A 22,271-nucleotide genomic window follows, 5' to 3' on the forward strand; every position below is an offset into this window, starting at 1 on the left:
CCGCGGAACACCGCCAGGGGCCACTGAGCCGCACACCCACCCCACAACCACCCACAGCCAGCCACCAACCGAACACAAACAGCCACCACCAACCAGCCGGACACCTCAACCGAGACGCCCACCCAAACACCCACCACCAACCCGCCAACGAATTACGCGCCACCCTCCATAGCAGCACAAAGTCTTCCGGATCATCGAGAACCTCGCCGTTCAGACCCGAGGCCCTGTGCACACTGATCACCCACCAGAGACGCAGAGCGACGACGACCTGGAGACCGACGGGCCGCTCGGCCGTTGTGGTGCCACTCGTGCACCACCAAGGCGGACGTGGCCGCGCTGCCGGATCGCCGCACGGCTGTCCCGCGCGGCGGTGAACCGCTTCGCCCGGTGGAGGATCGCGCTCGGCTGGACCGCGGGGCGCTGGGCCGCGGCCGGCGGCAGCATCCGGCTCCGCCGGGCATGGCGAGGCACGGAGCCCGCCCCGCCGGGCACGGCGAGGCACCACGCAATCCGTCCCGCCGGCGCCGCGAGGCACGCACCCCGCCCCCGCTGGCCCCGCCGTCGTCGTCGCGGACAGAAACGCCGGGTCGGTGGGCGGGCTACGGGGTGAGGATGTCGGTCAGGTCGCGGAGCATCTCGGAGGCGGTGACGTCGTCGAGGTCGCCGAACGTGCGCGTCAGCCGGCCTGGCAGCCAGCTGCCCCAGGGGTGGTCGTTGATCCAGACGGTGGTGACCGCCTGCTCGCTGAAGATGTCGTGGGCGCCGATCGGGATGCCGGGGTTGAGGTCGATGACGATGGCGCGGCCGTCGCCGGCCGGGCGCCAGATCCAGCCCTGCACGCCGGCGTCCTGCGGCTCGCCGCGCTGCCAGCCGCGGCGCTCGAGGCCGAGGAGGGTCTTCGTCGGCACCTTCAGCCCGGCGAACCTCGACAGCTCTGTCGACACCCGCTCGTCCGCGGTCAGCGAGTGGACCTGGCGGCCCAGCTGAGCGAACGGCTGGAGGATCTCGTAGTCGGCGAACAGCTCCGCCCACACGGCCAGACCCGCGCCGAGCAGCCGAGGGTGGGCGAGACCGACCGCGGTGTGCGGCAGCTCGAATGCATCGTCGTCGGCGTCGGCGAACGTGCCGTCCTCAGCGACCCGGAAGGCGACCGGTGACCCGCCCTCGACGTCGGCGGTCCACACCAGGCGGCGGGCGATGTGCCGCAGCAGCGGGTGCGCCACGATGTGGTCCTGGAACGACGACGCCGTCCACCGCCGCTGGGTCACCATCGCCGCCTCCAGTCGCCGGATCTGGTCCCCGGCGATGGTGCGCACGTCCTTCTTCAGAGCGCTGTAACGCTGATAGGCCGCGGGCGCCAGCTCCTGATCGTCCCGCGCCCCCGGCTTCGGCAGCTCCTTGCGCCGCCCACCAGCCGAACCCCGTCCGCCGGCCGAAGCGGGGCCACCGGCCGAAGCGGGGCTGCCCGCCGTTGCCGCCGGGGTCGCGGTGTCGGCTGGGGAGGCGTCCAGGACGAAGGGCTTGAGCTGCTCGTCGAAGCCGACCACGAACTGGCGCGGGCCATAGTCCAGCAGGAGCGAGCCGGACGCGTCGAGGCCGAGGTCGGGCACGAGGCGGTCGGCGAGCTGCTCCGCGGTCAGGTCCAGGGCGGCGGCGACCTCGGCGACCTTCTCGGTCGCCCGGTCCTTCAGGCCCTTGAACTTGGCCTTCTGCGCGATGCCGCTCAGGTGTGTCAGCGCCAGGTCGGAGCCGATGCCGGCCAGGACGTCGAGCCCGGTGACGGCCTTCGCGTGGCCGCCGTCCCCGGGCCAGGCGCGGATCACCGGGGACAGCCGCCGGACGGTGTCGTCGTCGCCGAGCCACTGCAGTGAGACCAGCGGCCACGGCTCCTTCGGCGGGGCGCCGACCGACTGCCATTGGGTGAACATCGCCCATGCGAACTCGGCGAGCGACCGCCGGTCGAGCTCCTCGACGACCAGCGGGACGCCGGCATAGACCTCGCCCTGGCGGGAGATGGCCAGCATCGTGCACAGGTGCCGGGCCGGCTCGTCGCCGAGCGCCGCGGAGCGGTCCTTGAGCAGGATGCGGGGCATGAGGCTCGGGTCGGCCCAGGCGGGAAGGTCGGGGATCTTCGCCGGCAGGACGTCGAGGGTGCTGCCACCGAGCAGCGTCTCCAGTGCGGCCCGCGCCGCAGGACCGCATGCGGAGCCGGCGGCGAGCACCGAGGAGCGGTGCCGGACCGCGACCAGCCGCAGCGCCTCCTCCGCGGCCTTCCGCCCGGGGCCCGCCGGGCCGACCGCCGCCGGGGTCAGCGCCGACGCCGCATACGCCGGGTGCCGGTCGAGCCAGGCGAGCACGACGGCGCGCAGCGACTTCAGCTTGACCAGCGACCGTGCCATGTGGGTGGCGACCTCGGGACCGGCGAACGGCAGCAGCAGCTCGGTGCACGCCGCCGGCTGCTGGTCGGCGAGGTGCAGGGCGGCCGGCAGCGCCGCGAGCCCGAAGCGGGCGGCGAGCTGCGGGAACCACTGCGGGGCGTCCCAGATCCGCTTGGGCCGCCAGCCGGGCAGCAGCGAGGCGACGACGTCGTCGGGGGCGGTGAGCATGAGGGTGACCTCGTGGTGGCCCTGCAGGTCGCCGGCCCGGAAATGCTCAAGTGCCGTCTCGATCGACGTCTCGAGCTCCCACCACGTCGCATAGGACGCGCGCGTCGCCGCCCACGCGTCCCGCTCGCCGGGTGCCCAGACAAGCAGGGGCGGGGCGGTGAACGTGAGACCGGGCACGACCGGCGGGCGGGTCGGCGTGCGGCGCTTCGTCCACGGCGGCGTGACGAGCAGCGACGGCAGCGCCGACGGTGGCGCCTCGGGGACGGCGCTCTGGTCGGTCAGGATCGCCTCGACCCGCTCCCGTGAGGCGGGCGGCAGCGACGCGGCGACCTCGGCGGCGAGATCCCGGTCGGCGAGCACGTGGACCCGCAGCAGGTCCCGCGCGGCCCGGCTGTCGGCGGCGGCGAGCAGCCGCAGGGCGCGCCGTGGAAAGCGGCGGGCGGCGTCGAGCGCGGCGAGCGGCACGTATTTGCGGTCGAGCCGGGCGATCAGCGCCCCGAGCGCCTCGTCGGCCGGGAACTGGGCGAGGGTGCTCACGAGCCGCTGCTGGACCTGGGCGTCGGCGGCGTCGCCGTCCAGCCACTCCAGCACATGCGGGATGACGGCCGTGCCGGTGCCGTCAACGGCGGTCGCGAGGGCCTCGGCGTCGCGGAACAGCCACCACCCGCCGGCCGGCGCGGTGCGGGTCAGGTGCTCGGCGGTGGACGCGGCACACCACAGCAGCTTGCCCCGGTAGTCGTCGAGGGCGTTGCCGAGCTCGGCGGTGTCGTCGTCGACCCAGGACCGCTGCGCGGGGACGAGGAACGAGGTGGCGGCCCGCCGCTGCGGTGAGTGCGCCCGGTGCTCGGAGAGCAGCGCCACCGCGGCGGCATCCTCGTCGTCGGATGCGACCGCGAGGGCGGCCCGGATCCGCCCGGCGAGCGCCACCCAATGAGGGAAGAACCCCCAGGCTTTGCCGGCGCGCCACGTGAGCCGGGGAGGAACCTGCCGGCCGTTGTGCCAATGGCCGCCGGCGTCCAGGCCTACCGCCTCCACGGCGGCCGAAGCGGCGAACACGACACCGCGTGACGCGATCCACAGGTCGGCCAGCAGCGCCGTGCGGCTCAGATCCTTCCACGACAGGTGGTCCGCCACGAGGGCGGCGACGACCCCCGCGCCCGCGGCCGGGCCGGACGACGGGTCGGCGAGATAGGCACGGGCGGCCGTGACGAGCCCGGGATCACTGTCGGGGTGGTCCAGCCGCGACTGGATCGTGTGATCCGCCGAGGCCACGAGCGAGCTGCCCCTGGTCTGGTCGAACTTCAGCGCAGGCCCGGGCGCGCCTCCCCGGCGCGGGATGAACACCTTGCGCCAGGCCACCGGAAACTCGAACAGCTCCTCGTCCACGCCGACACTGTAGCCACGACCACCGACAAAAAATCAGGCTCCGACGTAGGCCGCCAGGTGCGTGCCGGTGAGCCCGGACCGCGACGAGACCAGGTCGGATGGCGTCCCGGTGAAGACGACCTGACCGCCGTCGTGACCCGCGCCCGGCCCGAGGTCGATGATCCAGTCCGCGTGCGCCATGACGGCCTGGTGGTGCTCCACCACGATCACCGACTTCCCCGCGTCGACGAGCCGGTCGAGCAGCCCGAGCAGGTGCGACACGTCCGCGAGGTGCAGGCCCGCGGTCGGCTCGTCCAGGACGTACACGCCGCCCTTCTCGCCCATGTGCATGGCCAGCTTCAGCCGCTGCCGCTCACCGCCGGACAGCGTCGTCAGGGGCTGCCCCAGCGTCAGGTACCCCAGTCCGACGTCGACGAGCCGGGCGAGGATCGCGTGCGCGGGTGGGGTGTGCGCCGGGCCTTCGCCGAAGAACGACGCAGCGTCGAAGGCCGACATCGCCAGGACCTCGCTGATGTCCCGCCCGCCGAGGTGGTGCTCCAGCACCGACGCGTCGAAGCGCTTGCCCTCACACACCTCGCAGACCGTGGCGACGCCCGCCATCACGACCAGGTCGGTGTAGATGACACCGTTGCCGTTGCAGTTGGGGCACGCGCCCTCCGAGTTCGCGCTGAAGAGCGCGGGCTTCACCCCGTTGGCCTTGGCGAAGGCCTTCCTGATCGGTTCGAGGAGGCCGGTGTACGTGGCGGGATTGCTCCGCCGGGAGCCGCGGATCGAGCCCTGGTCGACGGACACGACATTCTCGCCGGCGGGGATCGACCCGTGCACCAGCGAGCTCTTGCCCGACCCGGCGACCCCGGTGACCACGACGAGCACGCCGAGCGGGATGTCGACGTCGACGTCGCGCAGGTTGTGTGCGGTCGCCCCGCGGATCTTCAGGTACCCCTTCGGCGAACGGACGGACGACTTCAGCGTGACCCGGTCGTCGAGGTGCTTGCCGGTGAGGGTACCGCTGCGACGAAGCCCGGCGAGGGTGCCTTCGTAGCAGACCGTGCCGCCCCCGGCGCCCGCGCCCGGGCCGAGGTCGACGACGTGGTCGGCGATCGCGATCGCCTCGGGCTTGTGCTCCACGACCAGCACCGTGTTGCCCTTGTCGCGCAGCCGCACCAGCAGCTCGTTCATGCGCTGGATGTCGTGCGGGTGCAGGCCGATCGTGGGCTCGTCGAAGACGTAGGTGACGTCGGTCAGCGGCGAGCCGAGGTGCCGGATCATCTTGACCCGCTGCGACTCGCCGCCGGACAGCGTGCCCGACGGCCGGTCCAGGGACAGGTAGCCGAGCCCGATCTCCACGAACGAGTCCAGGGTGTGCCGCAGCGACGCCAGCAGCGGCGCCACCGAAGGTGCGTCGAGGCCGCTGACCCACGAGGCCAGGTCGCTGATCTGCATGGAGCACGCGTCGGCGATGTTCCGCCCGTCGATCTTCGAGGAGCGGGCCTCCTCGCTGAGCCGGGTGCCGCCGCACTCGGGGCAGACCCCGAACACGACCGCCCGCTCGACGAACGCCCGCACGTGCGGCTGCAGGGCGTCGACGTCCTTCGACAGCATCGACTTCTGGATCTTCGGGATGATCCCCTCGTACGTCAGGTTGATCCCGTCGACCTTGATCTTCGTCGGCTCGCGGTGCAGGAGGTCGTTGAGCTCACGCTTGGTGTACTTGCGGATCGGCTTGTCCATGTCGAAGTAGCCGCTGCCGCTGAAGATCCGGCCGAACCAGCCCTCCATGCTGTAGCCGGGGATGGTCAGCGCGCCCTCACTGAGGGACCTGCTGTCGTCGTACAACTGGGAGAGGTCGATGTCGTTGACCTTGCCCCGCCCCTCGCAGCGGCTGCACATGCCGCCCGTGATGCTGAACGTGCGGCGCTCCTTGACGGTCTGGCCGGCCTTCTTGACCGTGACGGCGCCCGCGCCGCTGATCGACGCGACGTTGAACGAGAACGCCTGCGGCGAGCCGATGTGCGGCTGCCCGAGCCGGCTGAACAGGATGCGCAGCATCGCGTTGGCGTCGGTGGCGGTGCCGACGGTCGAGCGCGGGTCGGCGCCCATCCGCTGCTGGTCGACGATGATCGCGGTGGTCAGCCCTTCGAGCACGTCGACGTCGGGGCGGGCGAGCGTGGGCATGAAGCCCTGCACGAACGTGCTGTAGGTCTCGTTGATCAGCCGCTGCGACTCCGCGGCGATCGTGCCGAAGACCAGGGAGCTCTTGCCCGACCCGGAGACGCCCGTGAACACCGTCAGCTGCCGCTTCGGGATCTCGATGCTGACGTCCTTGAGGTTGTTCACGCGCGCGCCCCGCACGCGGATCAGCTCGTGGGTCATCGTCTCTCCATCCTCGTCCGGTTGCCGTCCACGCTATCCGGCGCGTCACGGCCGCTGCTTCTTGATTCGTGATCACCCGCCATTTCGTGATCACCCGCCGGAAGAAGCCCCGCCGGAAGAAGCGCCGCCGGAAGAACCGCCGGTGGCGGCGAGCAGGCGCCGGCCGACGACTCCGGCGGTGTGCCGCAGCTCAGGACCGCCGACGATCCGGAAGGCACAGGGCAGCGCGGCGAGCTGTTCGGCGGCCCACCACGGGTTGCCGGTCGAGCCCACCAGGCGGCACGTGTCGTCGTCGACGGCTTCGAGTTTTCCCAGCGTCGCCGGTACGCACGGTGCCACGCGCGACAACGGTGCGTCCAGGACGAGTTCGACGGCGTACTCCCAGCCGGCCGCGAGGTGCTCCTCCAGCACGGCGACCGGGTCGAAGGCCGCCGGTGGCTCGAACCGCTCGGCCATGAGGAGAGCGGCCCGGACCCGGTCGACCCGGTACGCCCTGCGCTCACCGGACGCGTGCGACCAGCAGATCAGATACCACCGGCCGTGCCGGACGACGACCGCCCACGGGTCGACCTCGGCGTCCCACTGGGTGCCGGACTCCCCGCGGTACGACACCCGCAACCGCCGGGAGTCGGCGCAGGCCTGCACGAGGGTCGTCGTGATCTGCGGGTCGGGCCGGGCGGCGGCGCGGTCGGGGGCCGGCGCCGTCGTGCGCCGCACCGCGTCGGCCTGCGCGGCGACGTGCTCCGGCAGCGCCCGCACCAGCTTGCCGAGCGCACCGCCGACGGGGCTCGCCGGGTCGCCGGCGTCGTGGTGGCCGTCCAGCACCGCCATGACCAGGGCCAGCGCCTCCGCCGCGGTGAACGTCAGCGGCGGCAGCCGGAGCCCCCGGCCGGCCCGGTAGCCGCCGTAGGGACCGCGGACGGACTCGATCGGGATGCCCGCGTCGCGCAGCACGCCGATCGAGCGGCGGGCGGCGCGCTCCGACACGCCGAGCCGCGCCGCCAGCCGGTCGGCGGTGATGCCGGGGCTGGCCTGCACGATCTCCAGCGCGAGCAGCGCCCGCGCGGCGGGACTGTCCACCAGCACGCCTTTTTCCGAAGGTTCCGGACGCGAAACGTCCGGAACGCAGCCTAGCGTGACCCGCATGATGTCGAATGAGCCGTCGGCGACCGCCGACGAGGCCGAGATGCTGTTGTTCGCCCTCGAACGGTCCCGGGCCCAGTTCGCCTGGAAGTGCGGCGGGCTCGACGAGACCGGCCTGCGCCGCGCGCAGCCGCCGTCGACGCTGACCCTCGGCGGGCTGCTCAAACACATGGCGCTGGTCGAGGAGCTGTACACGATCGACTTCAGCGGCAAGGCGCCCGGACCGCCACTGGACACGCCCGAGGCGGCCACGGATCTGGACTGGGTGTGGCGCAGCGCCGCAGAGGACACGGCCGGGTATCTCTACGGGCTGTGGCAGGGCGCGGTCGAGCACTCCCGGCGGGCGATGGCGGAGGCCCTCGCGGACGGCGGGCTCGACCAGCCGGCGAAATACCGGACCGACGACGAGGGCGTCGCGCCGAACCTGCGGCGGATCGTCGTCGACCTGCACGACGAGTACGCCCGCCACGTCGGCCACGCCGACCTGCTGCGCGAGGCGGTCGACGGCCTGGTGGGGGAGGACCCGCCGCTTTCCTGATCCTTTGGTCTTCCTGAAGACTTCGCAATGCGCCGTCACACGGGTTGCCGAAAAGGTTTTCAGGCGCGAGTGTGTTCGGACATGCGGATCACAGCAAGGCGCCGCCTGATGGTCGGTGTCGTCGCCGGTACGGTGGCGGCCATCGCACTCACAGCGAGCGCGTGCACCCTGAAAGCGGTCGACGGCCAGCAGCCGCCGGTCGGCGCTGCCCAGCAGAGCGGGCTTCCCGACGCCGGCACCGGTGGACTTTCGAGTGCTTCCGCGGCGGCCTCCGCTTCGGCTTCCGCGAGCGGCCCGTGCGCCCGGCCGGTCGGTGCGTCACCGGTCGTGAAGGTCACCGACGTCGCCACCGGGGTCCGCGTCACCGGGTACGGCCGCGAGGGCGACACCGACCCGCTGCCCATGGCGATCGCGGCGGCCCCCGACGGTGGCTCGTGGCTGGCGTGGCTCGGCACCGACGGCCGTGTCTACCTGGGCCGGCTCGGCTGCGACGACAAGCTCGTCGGCACCCCGACCAGCTTCACCGGCATCGACCTGCAGGACGTCGCCGCCGACGCGAACGGCGGGGTCCTGCTGCTCACCCGCAAGGGCAACTGCGGCGGCGGCACGCTGTGCGGCGGCTCGTCCAGCCCGTGCAACACCATGCACATGATCCGCTTCGACACGTCCGGCAAGCAGGTGTGGGAGCGGCAGGTGACGAACCTGACCGGCACCCGCACCGGCTACGACGACGGCGCCAGGTTCATCTGGTGGTATCAGCACCACGGCCGGCTCGCGTACGACGGCACGAACTACGCGGCGTACTTCGGCGTCGCGATCACCGTGAAGAACGGCGCCTGCGTCGACATCCACGAAGGCGACCGGATGCAGGTCGTCGGGCCGGGCGGGGCACTGGTGCCCGGCAACGGCAGCTTCGAGGTCGGGTGCAGCCACAGCTGGACGACGCGCATCGCCTGGGACCCGCGGGTCAAACGCTTCGCGATGGTCTGCGCCACCGACAACGCGTGCCGGATCGCGCAGCCGAGCCCGTACAGGACGGTCGCCTCCGGCACGTGCGACGGCACCCTCTTCGGTGGCGACCTGGTCCTCGCCGGCTCGAAGGGCTACTGGACGGCGTGGAGCCAGGGCGGCAAGGCCCGCCTCGACCGATTCAGCACCGGCGCGTCCGAGGCGACCGTCACCACCGTGGCGAAGACCGGCCACCCCCATCTCGTCGCGTACGGCTCGGGGCGCATGCTGCTCGCCTGGGAGTCCGGCTCGTCGATGCAGGCACAGGTGTACGACACGGGCGCCGCGAAGACGGTCGGCGGGTCCTTCACGGTCGACGCGAAGGACCACGCGTACCAGGCCTTCAAGGCGTACGCCGACGGCAGCGTGGCCTACGCCGCCGCCGGCGCCAACGCGACGACGATCAGGATCGCCCGCGTGCTGCCGTTGCGCTGACTTCGCCCGTCCCGAGTAGTCCGCCCGGGGACCGCGCCGGCGCCTTCACGCACTCCGGCCGGACGCGCTGAGCCGCTACGGTGCCGGTGGCCGCTCGCCGGAGCCGCGCACGACGAGCCGCACGCCGACCGTGACGGTCTGCACGGGCCGGGTGTGGTCGGTCATGCGCTGCCGCAGCAGCTCGATGGCGGTGCGGCCGATCGTGTCGCTGTCCTGGGCGACGACCGTCAGCGCCGGCCGGAGCAGGTCGGCGAGGGTGAAGTCGTCGAACCCGACGATGGCCAGGGTCGCGGCCGCGGCGCCGAGGTGGCGCAGCACCTCCTGCGTGGTCGCGGCGTTGCCGGTGATGAGCGCGGTGGCGGGATCGGGACCGTGCAGGATCGCGTCGAGCGCGGCCGCGATCCTGCCGGGCGTCACGACGCCGGGGTGGACGAGGCCGGTGACCGGCTCGCCGCTCGCCGCCATGCACGCGCGGAACGCGGCCGCCCGCTCGTGGCCGGTGAAGATGCGCTCCTCGTCGCCGAGGTAGGCGATCCGCCGGTGCCCGTGCCCCCGCAGGTGCCGGAAGGCGGTGCCGATGCCGGCGGCGTTGTCGGACACGACCGTGTCGACCATGATCCCGCCGGCGGGCCGGTCGAAGGCCACGACGGGGGTCCCGGCGTCGAGCTCCGGGCTCAGGTAGTGGTGGTTGTCGCCGACGGGCTCCAGGACGATGCCGTCGAGGTGGCGGCCGCACATCGACAGCACGACCTCCCGCTCGCGGTCCTCCTCGTCGGCGGTCGCCGTGGCGAGGACCGTGAGTCCGTGCCCGCGCGCCACCACGTCGAGGGCGCCCAGCACCGGGTGGCCGGCGGAAAGGTTGCGCACTGCGGCGCCGACGAGCCCGCTGCGGCCGCCGCGCAGGTGCCGGGCACGCTCGTCAGGGGTGTAGCCCAGGGCGGTGATGGCGGCCTGGACCCGGTTGGCGAACGTGGTGCCGACGGTCGGGTCGTTGTTGACGACCCGTGACACGGTGCGCAGCGCGACGCCGGCGTGCTCGGCTACGTCGATCATGGTCGGCCGCTTCCGGCGTGTCATGCCACTCCTTCCGGGCCCGGCAACCGGTGTCAGCGTACCGCCGGGCGCATTCATCCCATGACTGTGTGTGGGGCCCGAGCATAGCCCGAGGAGAGTCGATCGAGATAACGTTATTCCGGGTTTTGTAAAGTCTTGACATCCGATGTTTGGCGGTCGTAGGGTCGGCGCCACCAACCGCCGGGTCCATCGTTATCCCACCCCTTCCGCCAGGAGGTCCCCGTGCTCCGCACCCGTCGCTCGGCCCTGCTCTGCGCCATCTCCGCGACCGCCCTACTCGCCGTCGCCGGCTGCTCGCCCGGCGAGTCCGGCAACGGCGGCGGCACCACGCTGACGTTCCTCACCTTCGAGACCCCGGCGCTCACCGCGAAGTTCTGGGACGACTCGATCACCGACGCCACCAGGCGGCTCGACGGCGTGACGGTCAGGAAGATCGTCGCGCCCACCAGCGACCGCAACGCCTACGCGAAACAGCTGCAGGCATCCGGGCAGTTCCCGGACGTCCTGGCCTCCGTCAACCCCAAGGACTTCCTCGACGCCGGGCTGCTCCAGCCGTTCGACCAGGCCTGGCTGGACGCCAACTTCCTGCAGCCCAACGGCAACGCCATCGACGGCAGGACCTACATCCCGCCGACCAACTCGCAGATCCTGCCGATGGTCTTCTACAACAAGGACATCTTCGCCAAGCACAACCTCACGGTGCCGACCACCTGGGCGCAGTTCACCGACGTCGCCGCCAAGCTCAAGGCCGCCGGGGTCACCCCGATCCAGCTCGCCGGCGCCGAGCCGTGGTCGGCGAGCATGCCGCTGGTGGGCCTGGTCAGCGCCGACGTCCTCGGGCGCAACCCCGACTGGATCAAGGACCGTTACGCGGGCAAGGTGAAGTTCACCGACCCCGGCGTCGTCGCCGCCGTCACCAAGCAGCGCGACCTGGTGAAGGCGGGCGCGTTCGGCAGCGGCGCGCTCGGCGTCAACTACGCCGACGCCAACAAGCAGTTCCTCGACGGCAAGGCCGGCATGTACCTCATGGGCAGCTGGTTCATCGGCCAGATCACGGCCGCGCAGGCCGGCAGCTTCGGTGGGTTCCTGCTGCCGACCGACGACGGCCGGCAGGTCGTGCCGTTCAACGTCGGCGGCACGACGAGCGTCAACGCGAAGTCGCCGAACGCCGCGAAGGCCGCCGAGTTCGCCAAGGCGTGGTCGCTGTCGCCGGCCAACCTCAAGACGCTCATCGAGACCGACGGCGCGTTCCCGATGCTCAAGACCGTCAAGCTGGAGGACTTCGGCGCGACCGTCACGCCCGTGTTCACCGACTGCTACCGGTACGTGCGGGAGGACAACACCAAGGTCAGCTCCATCGGCTGGGTCAACAACGACGACGCCCTGCCGCCCGGGGTCTCCGACCTGTTCTACGCGCTGTCGCAGCGGCTGTTCACCGACGACGACGTCAGGACCCAGCTCGCCGCGCTCGACACGGCCTGGGACAAGGCCGTCAAGAAGTGACCAGGCGATCCGGCCTCGCGCCGATCGCCTGGCTCGCGGTCCTCCTCTACGTGCTGTTCCTGCTGTACCCGCTGGGCCGCAGCCTCGTGCTGAGCTTCACCGACCGCAATCCGCTCAAGGCCGGAAGCTCGTTCGTCGGGCTCGCCAACTACGCCGACATGCTCGACGACCCGCGGCTGCTGGGGACGCTGCGCTTCACGATCCTCGTCGTCGTGGCGGTGACCGTCGTCGCCAACGTGTTCGGGCTCGCGTTCGCCCTGCTGCTCAACCGCGACACGGCCGGCTACCGGGCGATGCGCACGCTGGTGTTCATCCCGCAGGTGCTGTCCGGGGTCATCGTCGCGTTCATCTGGCGCAGCATCCTGACGCAGAACGGCCTGCTCAACGCGGCGCTCGCCCGGACCGGCGTGACGTCGGGCACCGCGTGGCTCGGCAGCACGGACCTCGCCACCTTCTCGATCTGCGCCGTGGTGAGCTGGATGACGATCGCGTTCGCCACCGTCGTGTACTCCGCGGCGCTGCGCACGGTGCCGCCGGAGCTGTACGAGGCGGCGCGGGTCGACGGCGCCGGCGCGGTCGACCGCTTCCGTGCCGTGACGCTGCCGATGATCGCGCCCGGCATGACCATCAACGTCGTCCTGTGCCTGATCACGACGTTCAAGCTGTACGACGTCATCGCCGTGCTGACCGGCGGCGGCCCGGCGAACACGACCCAGTCCACGGCCTACTACCTGCTCGAGGTCGCGTTCACCCAGAACCTCTTCGGCTACTCCTCGGCGATCGCGATGCTGCTCCTCACGCTGACCGCCGGGATCGCCTACACCGTCACGTTCCTGCTGCGCAAAAGGGAGGCCCGGCTGTGATCCGCGGACGGCTCCACACCGGCCTCGCCTGGCTCGCCACGCTGCTGTTCTGCCTGCCGATCTACCTGGCGCTCGTCAACGCGTTCAAGGACCAGCGGCAGATCCTCGCCAACCCGGCCGCACCGCCGGCGCCGTTCACGTTCGGCAACATCACCCGCGCCCTGCAGCGCCCCGACCTGCTCGTGCAGGCCGGCCTGATCAACTCGGTCGTCGTCACGGCCGCGTCGGTGCTCATCCTGGTGCCGCTGGCCAGCGCGGTGTCGTTCTACATCTCGGAGCGCCCGCCCCGGTGGAAGGCGGCACTGCTGGCCATGTTCGCGCTCGGCCTCATGGTGCCGCCGCAGGTGGTGCTGCTGCCGATCGTCGGACTGCTGCAGACCGTCGGGCTGCAGCACACGTACACCGGACTCATCCTCGCCAACGTCGGCGGCGGCTACCTGTCCTTCGCCGTGTTCGTCTACGTCGGCTTCCTGCGCGGCGTGCCCCGCGAGGTGGTCGAGGCCGCCCGCGTCGACGGCGCCTCCGACCTGCGCGTCTGGTGGCAGGTGGTGTTCCCGATGGTGCGTCCCGCGACCGCGACCGTCGCCATCTTCCTCGGCCTGTGGGTGTGGAACGACTTCCTCAACCCGCTGTTCATCCTCGGACCGCTCAAGGGCCAGACCATCACCACCGGGGTCTACCTGTCCGTCGGCACCTATTCCACCGACTACGGCCAGCTCTTCGGCATCATGTTCCTCGCCGCGATCATCCCGGTGGTCGGCTACCTGGTCAGTCAGCGCGAGTTCATCCACGGACTGATGTCAGGAGCCTCCAGATGATCCCCCCACTGGACGATCTCGCCGGTGACTGGCTCGACCGCGGCGAGCTGGCGCACCTGCCGTCGCTGCGCAACCAGTGGGGGCAGGCGCACGTCAACGACGACCTCACCTCCGTCTCGTGGCTGGCGATGCCGCCGTACAGCGGGGGCTACCACACCGGCGTGCTGCGGGTCGACGGCCGTGCGGTCCGCGCCGACCGGCTGCGCTGGGCGCCGTGGGGCGTGCGCCGCGCCGGCACCGCGAGCGGCCTCACCGTGGAGACCGACACCCGCCTCGGCTACGAGCGGCACGCTGTGTACTGGCGGACCCGGCTCGTCAACCGCTCCGCGAGGCCGGTCACCGTCACCGTCGAGCAGGAACTGCTCGCGCCGATCGCGGACAGCCCCGTCGACTGGGGCTGGCTCTACGGCACGCCGTGGAGCGCCGGGCACCACCACGACTACTACACCACCGAACGGATCCGGGCCGAGGTCCTCGCGTGGGTGCCGCGGCACGTGCACCTCCTCGCGACAGACCCGCGATGGATCCGGCTCGGCAGTCCGCGGATCCCCGGAATTCAGCGCGACGAGGACACCGCGCCGATGCTCCTGGAGTCGGAGCTGCCGGATCACTCCACATCGGACAGTGGCCGTACCCGCGCCCCGTCCGCGCTCGGCACCGTCCGCGGCATCGCCGTCGAGGTGGACGGCGGCGCCCCGACGGTCGTCGACGGGGCGTTCGAGCTGACCGGCCCGGCCGCGGAGCGCCGGCTCGAGCCGGTCGCGCTCGGCCCCGGTGCGTCGCTGCGCCTGGAATTCCGGCCCGCCACCGCGGACCAGACCGGCGTCGTGCTCACCCACGGTAACCACCCGGACTCCGTGCAGCTGGGCCTGACCGGCGGCCGGCCGTGGCTGCGCGTCGCCGGGGAGCTCGTCACCGCCGGCCCGGCACTGCGCGCCGGGCACTGGCACCGCCTCGAGGTGCGGATCACCGGTGACGGCGCCGCGCTGTCCGTCGACGGCGCCCACGCGGTGTGGACGCAGCCCTGGTGGGGCACCCAGCGGTGGACGTCCACCGTGGAACACCGACGGGTCCGGATCGCGGACCGGTCCAGCCCGGCGGTGTCCGTCTACGCGTTCGCCACCGCCCCGGACGGGCTCGACCCGCACGGCGGCGGGGCGGTCGCCCGATGGGTCCGCACCGTCCCACCGCGGGTCGTCGTCGAGCTGGGCGTCGTGCTGGCGGTCTCGTCGGACCGGTCCGTTTCGGAGCGGGCCGCACAGGACGCCGCGGCCGGCTTCACCGACGCGTTCGCGGCCGTCGCCGACCGGTGGCGCTCGACGTGGACGAGCGCGTTCACGCCCGGCAACACCGAGTTCTCCGGCCACCTGCCGGTCCTGCACGGCGCACCCGCGGGGCTGGCCCGCACCTACCACCTGGGCGTGCTGCTGGCGATCTACCTGCGCAACACCGGCGTCAGCCCGATCGGGCCGGTGTTCCTCACCGGCGGGCCGCGGCTCGGCCCGACGACCACGTACTTCTGGGACCAGTCGGAATGGGCGCACACCGCGGCACTGCTGGAGCCGGCCGGGCTGCGGGCGTGGATCGTCGCGGCGTTGAGCCAGCCGTACGACCGCTGCCACTCCTTCGACACCCGCAACCTGCTGCCCGTCGGCAACCACTACGCCGCCAACGACCACGCGCTCTTCCGGACCGTCCGGGCGTACGTCACCGTCACCGGCGACCTGGATCTGCTCGCCGAGAAGGCCGGGACCGCCACCGTCCTCGATCATCTGCGGGCCCTGGCGTACCGGCCCCGGGAGCGACGGGCCGGGTTCGGCGACGGCGTGCTGGCGGACCTGGGCCGCGACCCGTGGGAGCTGCTCGAATGCGTGCCCAACTACCGCGACGCGGTCGTGTCGTTCAACGCCGGCTACGCCGGCATGCTGCGCTCCCTCGCCGGACTGCTGCGCCGGCTCGACCCTTCGCTGACAGAGGAGGCGGACCGGGCCGACGCCGACGCCGACGCGCTGACGGCGGCGGTCCTCGGCCAGTACGCCGGCGGTGGCCGCTGGAACATCGCGCACCCGGAGGGCGACGAGACCATCGGCCACGTCCTGGACTTCGTGTTCGTCGCCGCGGAACTCGCCGAACACCTCGGCGAGGACGTGCGGGCCGAGATGGTCGAGTTCGTCACCGGGCACCTGCTCGACGGCGACTGGATGCGGGCCCTGGCCCCCGACGACCCGATCGCGCCGCGCTCCGACCGGCCCGACCACGGCGCCGCCGGCGCGTTCGGCGCGTGGCCCGGCGCCACCGCCTACGGCCTGTGCCGGCTGGGACGGCCGGACCTGGCCGCGGACCTGCTGTCCCGCATCCACGCCAGCACCTCCGGCGCCGTGTGGGGCCAGGCGATGGAGTCGGTCGGCGGCGGTCGCTTCCGGGTCGCCGAACGCGGCGTCGCCAACCGTGACAGCCTCGCCGGCGCCGCCGCCACCGAGGCGATCCTCGTCGGGCTCTTCGGCCTGTACGCCGGCGGGCGCACCGACCCGTCGCCGCACCCGGCGGTCCCCGGCATCGGCACCCTGCACCACGTGGCTCGTCCTCGTCACCCCGCCACGTGAACATCCCGCCATCCCGCCAGATGAAAGGATCGACGCACATGACCAGAACCCGAGGCGGCGCGGCCCTCGCCGCTTTGCTGGCCGCCGCGGTCGCCGCGGTGGTCGTCGTCGCCGCGCCTCCCGACGCGCGTGCCGCGACCCCGACCCCGGCCCAGCAATGGACCGACGTGCAGAACCTGATCGGCCCCATCCGGGGCGTGTGGACCAACCAGAACTACCCGGGGGCGATCAGCCGGTCGATGCCCGACACGGCGCTGCTCGGCAACGGCGACATCGGTGTCACCTCCGGCGGCGGCCCCGGCTACAAGACGTTCCACGTGTCCAAGGGCAACTTCTGGGCCGGCAACCCCAACCCGTCGTTCGTCGCCCTCGGCGGCGTCACCATTGCACCCGCCGGCAGCACCCCGTCGGGCAACCTGGCGCTCGGCGCGGTCGCCACCGCCTCCACCGCCCACGGGGACTTCCCGCCGTCGCGGGCCGTCAGCGGCCAGTGGGGTGCGGGGTACGAGGGCTGGGTCTCGCAGATCGGCAAGCCGCAGACGCTCACCCTGGACCTGGGTGCGGCGAAGACGTTCACCAGGTACGTGGTCCGGCACGACGCCGCGGCCCGCCCGGCGGAGACGGCGAACACCACGAAGAACTTCACGCTGCAGGTGTCCGCCAACGGATCCACCTGGTCCACTGTGGACACCGTCACGAACAACACCGCGGCGACGACCGACCGGACCGTCGCGTCGCAGAACGTGCGGTACGCGCGGCTGAACATCACCGAACCGACCCAGGGCACCACCGCCGACTCGCAGACCAACCCCCGCGCCCGGATCGGCCAGATCGAGCTGTACGGGCCGGGATCCGGGCCGACGACACCGCCGTCCGGCGCGTTCCGCGAGGAACAGAACATCCTCAAGGGCGACGTCGACACCACCATGACCATCGGCGGGCAGCCGGTCACGATGAAGACCTGGACCGCCGCCACCGACAACCTCGTCGTCACCCAACTCCGGTCCACCGGCACCGGCACCGTCTCGCTGAAGGCCGAGACCTACGCCGGTGCCGCCGACGCGCGCGGCGGCTTCACCAACACCGCCGGCGTCAACGGCCAGACCACGTGGGCGACCCGCCGCACGCCGACCGGCGGGAACTGGGTGTCGGAGGCGTCCCTCGCCACCAGGCTGATCGGCGCCACCGGGACACCGAGCGTCGCGGGCTCCACCGCCAGGCTCACCTTCGACCTCGGACCCGGCCAGACCGTCCAGATCGTCACCGCCGTCGCCGGCGGCGGGCAGAATCCCACCGGGACGGCCGGTCCGGCCCAGACGCTCGCGAACGCGCAGACCGGCGCGACCGTCGACACGCAGTACAACAGCCACGTCGAATGGTGGAAGCAGTACTGGCTGAGGTCCTACCTCAACGTCGGCGACGACGTCCTGCACCGCTACTACTACGGCGCGCTCTACCTGCTCGGCTCCTCGATCCGTGCGGGCAGGATGTCGCCGGGCCTCTACGGTATCTGGGCGACCAGCGATTCGCCGCAGTTCAGCGGCGACATGCACCTCAACTACAACTACATGGCCAACTTCTACGGCGTGTACTCCACCAACCGCACCGACCTGGCGCTGCCCTACTTCGACCTGATCGGCGCGTACGTGCCGGAGGCGCGGCGGCGCGCACAGCAGGACCTGAACCGGGTCAAGCCCGACTACGTCGGCCGCCGGTTCCCCTCGGGGGGCGTGCCCAGCGGGCTGCTGTTCCCCGTCGGCATCGCACCGTACGGCTCGACCGCCGACAACAACTACCACCAGCAGGTCGGCAACTCGTTGTTCGCGGCGACGCAGTACATCGCCTACTACGACTACACGCGCGACCGGGCGTTCCTGCAGAACACCGCCTACCCGTTCCTGAAGGAGGTGGCGGCGTTCTTCCAGCACTGGCTCGAGCTCGACCAGGCGACGCAGCGTTACAACCTGTGGTCCGGCCCGCACGAAGGCCTGTGGGGGCGTAACTCCAGCCCGGACCTGGGTCTGCTGAAGTACCTGCTGTCGGCACTCGTCGACGCGTCGACGGAGCTCAACACGGACGCGTCCCTGCGCGCCACCTGGCAGAACATCCTGTCCCGCCTGCCGGCGATGCCGACGACCGTCCTGAACGGACAGACGGTGTACGCGCTCGCCGACCCCGGCACGATCGCCGGCTCCGACACCCGGCCGATCCACCCGGGTGACAACACCGTCAACCTCGAGTTCGTCCACCCCGGCGAGGTGCTCGGCCTGGCCTCGTCGGCGGCCGACCGGCAGATCGGCGTCAACACGCTCAACGCCATGAACTCGTGGGGCCAGGACAACAGCTTCCCGAAGGTGTTCACCCAGGCGGCCCGGGTCGGCTACCCCGCGCAGAACCTCATCGACCAGCTCAAGGGCCAGATCAACCAGAAGCTCGGACCGAACCTGCGCATCACCGACCCGTTCCACGGCCTCGAGAAGTCCGGCGCGGTGGAGGCCGTCGACAACCTGCTGCTGCAGAGCGACAACGGCGTCATCCAGGTCTTCCCGGTCTGGCCGGCGTCCCGCAACGCCCAGTTCGTGAACCTCCGTGAGAAGGGCGCGTTCCTGGTGTCCAGCCAGCTCACCGGCGGCCAGGTCACCTACGTCGACATCGTCAGCCAGGCCGGTCGCCCGCTCGCGCTGCGCAACCCTTGGGCCGGCCGGACGGTGACGGTCACCCGCGTCGGCGGCGGCACCGTCAGCCACACCACCCCCGACGGCACCATCTCCTTCCCGACCCAGGCCGGCGCCACCTACCAGATCGTGCCGAACTGACCCCCGCGCCGCGGACGGGACGTCCTCCCGTCCGCGGCGCACGGGCGTCAGGCGGCGGGCACCAGCAGCACCTTGCCGACGTTCTGCCGTTCGCCGAGGCGGCGGTGGGCGTCGGCGGCGCGGTCGAACGGGTACACGCCGTCGATGCGGGGGCTGATGTCACCGGAGTGCCACAGGGCCATGAGCGCCGTCAGCTCCTCGCGGAGCAGGTCGGGGCGGCCCCACAGGTGGCCGAGGTTGACGCCGCTGACGGTGCGGTTGTCGTTCATCAGGCCGAGCGGCGTGAGCAGCGGCACGCCGGACGCCTGCCGGGCGAGCCGGACGACGCTGCGCCGCTCGCCGCCGGCGAGGTTCGCGAAGCCGTACGCGATGAGCTGCCCGACCGGGCGCAGCAGCCGCAGGCCGCGTTTCCAGTCCCGCCCGCCGAGCGGATCGAGGACGAGGTCGACGCCCTCCCCGTCGGTGAGCGCGCGGACCCGGGCGGCGTAGTCCTCCGTGCGGTAGTCGACGGGATGGGTGCAGCCGAACTCGCGGAGCACGTCGTGCTTGGCGGCCGACGCGGTCCCGAAGGTCACCACGTCGGGGACCGTGCGGCACAGCTGCAGCACCGCGAGCCCGACCCCGCCGGCCGCCATGTGCACGAGGACCCGCTGGCCGGCGCGGAGGTTCGCCACGCGGAAGAGCATGTGATACGCGGTGAGATAGTTGAGCGGGATGGCGGCGGCCTGCTCGAAGCCGAGCCCGTCGGGCAGCTCGACGACCTGCGCCACGGGCGCGCACACCAGCTCGGCGTGGCCGCCGAAGCGCACGAGCGCGAGCACCCGCGTGCCGACCGCCGGGCCGGTGACGCCGGCGCCGAGCGCGTCGACGACGCCCGCGACCTCGTAGCCGACCACGCACGGCAGCTTCGGGGCGTCGGGATACAGGCCCTGCCGCGCCATGACCTCGGCGAAGTTGAGCCCGGCGGCGTGCACCCGGATGCGGGCCTCGCCCGGCCCGGGTGCCGGGTCGGGCGTCGTGCGCACCTCGAGGACCTCCGGCCCGCCCGCCCTGGTGATCCAAACCGCTCGCATGCACCGACTCTAATGCGTTCGGGCCGGGAGGCGGTGGAGCGCCGCTATGGTGCAGGGGTGGCACATCCCATCATGTTCGACGACGCCGACCCGTTCCTGGCCCGGGTGCGGACGCTGGCGCTCGCGCTGCCGGACGCCGCGGAGAAGATCTCCCACGGGCGCCCGGCGTTCCACACGACGAAGGTCTTCGCGTATTACGGCGGGTCCGTCAAGGTCGACGGCGTCTACCAGCAGCACGAGCACTCGGTCGTCGTGCTGGTCGACCCGGCCGAGCGGGAGGCGCTGCTGGAGGACGCCCGCGGTTATGTCCCGGCGTATCTCGGCCCGAGCGGCTGGATCGGGGTCGACCTCGGCGGCGACACCGACTGGGACGAGATCGGCGAGCTCCTCGACGCAGGTTACCGCCGGACCGCCGGCAAGCGCAGGGTCGCCGCCCTCGACGCCCGGGCCTGATCAGGCAGTCTCGAAGATGCGGGTGCTCGGGGCGCCCGCCAGCGCCGGCGCGTTCCGCGGGCTGGACCACACGGTCGTCCGCAGGAACCGCAGGAACGCCTCGGCGGCGTCCGTGGAGGGAAAGTCCAGGTCGACCGCGACGTAGAGGTCCTCGCCGGGACCGGCCGGGCCGTGCCGTGCGACGCCCCCGTTCGTCCACTGTGGAGATCCTCAGGCGGGTCGGTCGGTGCGGCGGGCGACCAGGTGCCGGGCGCTCGGCCGGTGCCGCACCTCGCCGCTGGGGGAGCGGCGCACGAACTCGGCCCGCAGCCGCGCGGTGAACGCCTCGCCGCGGGCGGTGGCCAGGGGCCGCATCGGCCCGTCACGGGTGTGGGCGTCGAAGAAGGTGGCCGCGTCCGGGTGGGACATCGGGTGAGCCAGCGGCTCGTCCCGCTCGACGACGGCGTCGGCGGCCGCCAGCGCCGGGGCGAGCCGGTCCTGCCAGGTGTCGTCGCCGCCGCCCGGCACGAGCGAGCTGATCAGCGCGAACGGCCCCTCGTCCTCGGTGTGCCGCGGCCAGAACACGACCGACAGCACGCCACCCGGGCGCAGCGCCGCCGCCCAGGACGCGACGGCGGCGTCGGGCTCGGGGAGCTGCTGCAGGCCGAACACGGACACGACCGCCGCGCACCGGCCCGTCCAGCGTGGGTCGAGGGTCGACGCGTCGCCCTGCTCGACGGTCACCCCGGGCCGGCCGGCGGCGCGCCCGTGCGCCAGGCCGACCATGCCCGCGGACAGGTCGATGCCGGTGAGGCCGCGGCCGGGCAGGGCGGCGGCGAGCGCGTCCAGCTCCGGGAACGTGCCGCAGCACGGCACCAGCACCGGCCCGTCCGGCAACGGCACACCCGTAACCGCGGCCACGGCCGTCGCGACCCACGGGGCGAACCGCGGGACGTAGTACGCCTCGTATCCCTCGGCCGCCTCATCCCACCCGCGGGCGGTCCGGGCCAGGCCCTCGGGCAGCGCGTTCACAGCTGATGTCCAGGCGGCGTGGGTAGGCTTGCAAGGCGGGTCGCCCTGGTGGGGATCGGGCGTCCTCCGACGTGATGGGGGAGTGACATGGGCTTTTTCGACCAGCTCAAAAGCCGGACACAGGAGATGAGCGGCCAGCTCAAGACCCGGGCCGGCCAGTTCAAGAGCAAGGAGTTCGCCAACGCGAGCATGGCGATGTGCGCGCTCATCGCCGCGGCCGACGGCAGCATCGACCCGGCCGAGCGACAGCGGACCGAGGGTGTGATCACGAGCAACGACATCCTGTCCATCTTCCCGCCCGACGAGCTGCGGCAGAAGTTCGCCTTCTACGCCGACCGGCTGATCCGCGACTTCGAGTTCGGCAAGGTCGAGGCGATCGCCACGATCGCGAAGATCAAGTCAAAGCCCGACCACGCCCGCGCGGTGATCCAGATCGGCATCATCATCGGCGGCGCGGACGGCAACTTCGACGACAACGAGAAGAAGGCCGTCCGGGAGGCGTGCTTCGCCGTCGGCATCGCGCCCGGCGAGTTCGACCTGTAGGCCGCCCCCGCGCGAGCGCCCCGTC

General features: G+C 72.2%; 15 protein-coding genes. 9 read left to right on the plus strand and 6 right to left on the minus strand.

All coding sequences use genetic code 11. The features are described from left to right. Positions 1–599: 599 nt before the first annotated feature. The 3 genes from ABZS58_RS26595 to ABZS58_RS26605 form a co-directional block, all read right to left on the minus strand. The gene (locus tag ABZS58_RS26595; RefSeq protein ID WP_354785915.1) at positions 600–3,992 is read right to left on the minus strand and encodes a DUF4132 domain-containing protein; all 3,393 of its coding nucleotides are present in this window, start codon (positions 3,990–3,992) and stop codon (positions 600–602) included. A 33-nt stretch (positions 3,993–4,025) separates the two neighbouring features. Continuing rightward, positions 4,026–6,365, minus strand: coding sequence for an excinuclease ABC subunit UvrA (locus tag ABZS58_RS26600; RefSeq protein ID WP_354785916.1), 2,340 nt, complete (start codon positions 6,363–6,365; stop codon positions 4,026–4,028). Positions 6,366–6,455: 90 nt separating this feature from the next. Then, positions 6,456–7,445, minus strand: a complete 990-nt coding sequence (locus tag ABZS58_RS26605; RefSeq protein ID WP_354785917.1) for a WYL domain-containing protein — start codon at positions 7,443–7,445, stop codon at positions 6,456–6,458. 64 nt (positions 7,446–7,509) lie between these two features. On the opposite strand from ABZS58_RS26605, the gene ABZS58_RS26610 reads away from it, so the two are divergent. Continuing rightward, complete coding sequence (locus tag ABZS58_RS26610; RefSeq protein ID WP_354785918.1) at positions 7,510–8,046, plus strand: DUF664 domain-containing protein; 537 nt, start codon at positions 7,510–7,512, stop codon at positions 8,044–8,046. 81 nt (positions 8,047–8,127) lie between these two features. After that, positions 8,128–9,489 (plus strand): hypothetical protein, encoded by a 1,362-nt coding sequence (locus ABZS58_RS26615; RefSeq protein ID WP_354785919.1) that lies wholly within the window; start codon positions 8,128–8,130, stop codon positions 9,487–9,489. 75 nt (positions 9,490–9,564) lie between these two features. On the opposite strand, the gene ABZS58_RS26620 is transcribed toward ABZS58_RS26615, so the two are convergent. Further along, positions 9,565–10,566, minus strand: coding sequence for a LacI family DNA-binding transcriptional regulator (locus ABZS58_RS26620; protein WP_354785920.1), 1,002 nt, complete (start codon positions 10,564–10,566; stop codon positions 9,565–9,567). Between the two features lie 219 nt (positions 10,567–10,785). On the opposite strand from ABZS58_RS26620, the gene ABZS58_RS26625 reads away from it, so the two are divergent. From ABZS58_RS26625 to ABZS58_RS26645, 5 genes are read left to right on the plus strand one after another with little or no spacing between them, the layout of a single operon-like run. After that, entirely contained in the window at positions 10,786–12,066 is a 1,281-nt protein-coding gene (locus ABZS58_RS26625) for an extracellular solute-binding protein (RefSeq protein WP_354785921.1), read from the plus strand. Continuing rightward, entirely contained in the window at positions 12,063–12,929 is an 867-nt protein-coding gene (locus tag ABZS58_RS26630) for a sugar ABC transporter permease (protein WP_354785922.1), read from the plus strand. Before ABZS58_RS26625 ends, ABZS58_RS26630 begins: the two co-directional genes overlap by 4 nt. Continuing rightward, positions 12,926–13,747 carry a carbohydrate ABC transporter permease gene (locus ABZS58_RS26635; RefSeq protein ID WP_354785923.1) on the plus strand — a complete coding sequence of 274 codons (822 nt, stop codon included), beginning with the start codon at positions 12,926–12,928 and terminating at the stop codon, positions 13,745–13,747. Before ABZS58_RS26630 ends, ABZS58_RS26635 begins: the two co-directional genes overlap by 4 nt. Beyond that, positions 13,744–16,350: a LamG domain-containing protein gene (locus ABZS58_RS26640; RefSeq protein ID WP_354785924.1), complete on the plus strand. Its 2,607-nt coding sequence runs from the start codon at positions 13,744–13,746 to the stop codon at positions 16,348–16,350. The genes ABZS58_RS26635 and ABZS58_RS26640 overlap by 4 nt, the downstream gene beginning before the upstream one ends. A gap of 38 nt (positions 16,351–16,388) precedes the next feature. Further along, entirely contained in the window at positions 16,389–19,166 is a 2,778-nt protein-coding gene (locus ABZS58_RS26645) for a discoidin domain-containing protein (protein ID WP_354785925.1), read from the plus strand. 47 nt (positions 19,167–19,213) lie between these two features. On the opposite strand, the gene ABZS58_RS26650 is transcribed toward ABZS58_RS26645, so the two are convergent. Beyond that, entirely contained in the window at positions 19,214–20,239 is a 1,026-nt protein-coding gene (locus tag ABZS58_RS26650; protein ID WP_354785926.1) for a medium chain dehydrogenase/reductase family protein, read from the minus strand. Between the two features lie 57 nt (positions 20,240–20,296). Here ABZS58_RS26650 and ABZS58_RS26655 point away from each other — a divergent pair, with 57 nt between their 5' ends. After that, the gene (locus ABZS58_RS26655; protein ID WP_354785927.1) at positions 20,297–20,692 is read left to right on the plus strand and encodes an MmcQ/YjbR family DNA-binding protein; all 396 of its coding nucleotides are present in this window, start codon (positions 20,297–20,299) and stop codon (positions 20,690–20,692) included. A gap of 210 nt (positions 20,693–20,902) precedes the next feature. Here ABZS58_RS26655 and ABZS58_RS26660 read toward each other — a convergent pair whose 3' ends face one another. Continuing rightward, positions 20,903–21,703, minus strand: coding sequence for a class I SAM-dependent methyltransferase (locus ABZS58_RS26660; RefSeq protein ID WP_354785928.1), 801 nt, complete (start codon positions 21,701–21,703; stop codon positions 20,903–20,905). Between the two features lie 87 nt (positions 21,704–21,790). On the opposite strand from ABZS58_RS26660, the gene ABZS58_RS26665 reads away from it, so the two are divergent. Beyond that, positions 21,791–22,246: a TerB family tellurite resistance protein gene (locus tag ABZS58_RS26665; protein WP_354785929.1), complete on the plus strand. Its 456-nt coding sequence runs from the start codon at positions 21,791–21,793 to the stop codon at positions 22,244–22,246. Positions 22,247–22,271: the final 25 nt, after the last annotated feature.

Origin of the sequence: Dactylosporangium sp. NPDC005555 (assembly GCF_040605635.1) — a bacterium.
GTDB lineage: Bacteria > Actinomycetota > Actinomycetes > Mycobacteriales > Micromonosporaceae > Dactylosporangium.

Coding starts and splice junctions, on each gene's coding strand:
- ABZS58_RS26600 (WP_354785916.1), bottom strand. CDS start 6,365: ATGACCCACGAGCTGATCCGCGTGCGGGGCGCGCGCGTGAACAACCTC.
- ABZS58_RS26610 (WP_354785918.1), top strand. CDS start 7,510: ATGATGTCGAATGAGCCGTCGGCGACCGCCGACGAGGCCGAGATGCTG.
- ABZS58_RS26615 (WP_354785919.1), top strand. CDS start 8,128: ATGCGGATCACAGCAAGGCGCCGCCTGATGGTCGGTGTCGTCGCCGGT.
- ABZS58_RS26620 (WP_354785920.1), bottom strand. CDS start 10,566: ATGACACGCCGGAAGCGGCCGACCATGATCGACGTAGCCGAGCACGCC.
- ABZS58_RS26640 (WP_354785924.1), top strand. CDS start 13,744: ATGATCCCCCCACTGGACGATCTCGCCGGTGACTGGCTCGACCGCGGC.
- ABZS58_RS26645 (WP_354785925.1), top strand. CDS start 16,389: ATGACCAGAACCCGAGGCGGCGCGGCCCTCGCCGCTTTGCTGGCCGCC.
- ABZS58_RS26650 (WP_354785926.1), bottom strand. CDS start 20,239: ATGCGAGCGGTTTGGATCACCAGGGCGGGCGGGCCGGAGGTCCTCGAG.
- ABZS58_RS26665 (WP_354785929.1), top strand. CDS start 21,791: ATGGGCTTTTTCGACCAGCTCAAAAGCCGGACACAGGAGATGAGCGGC.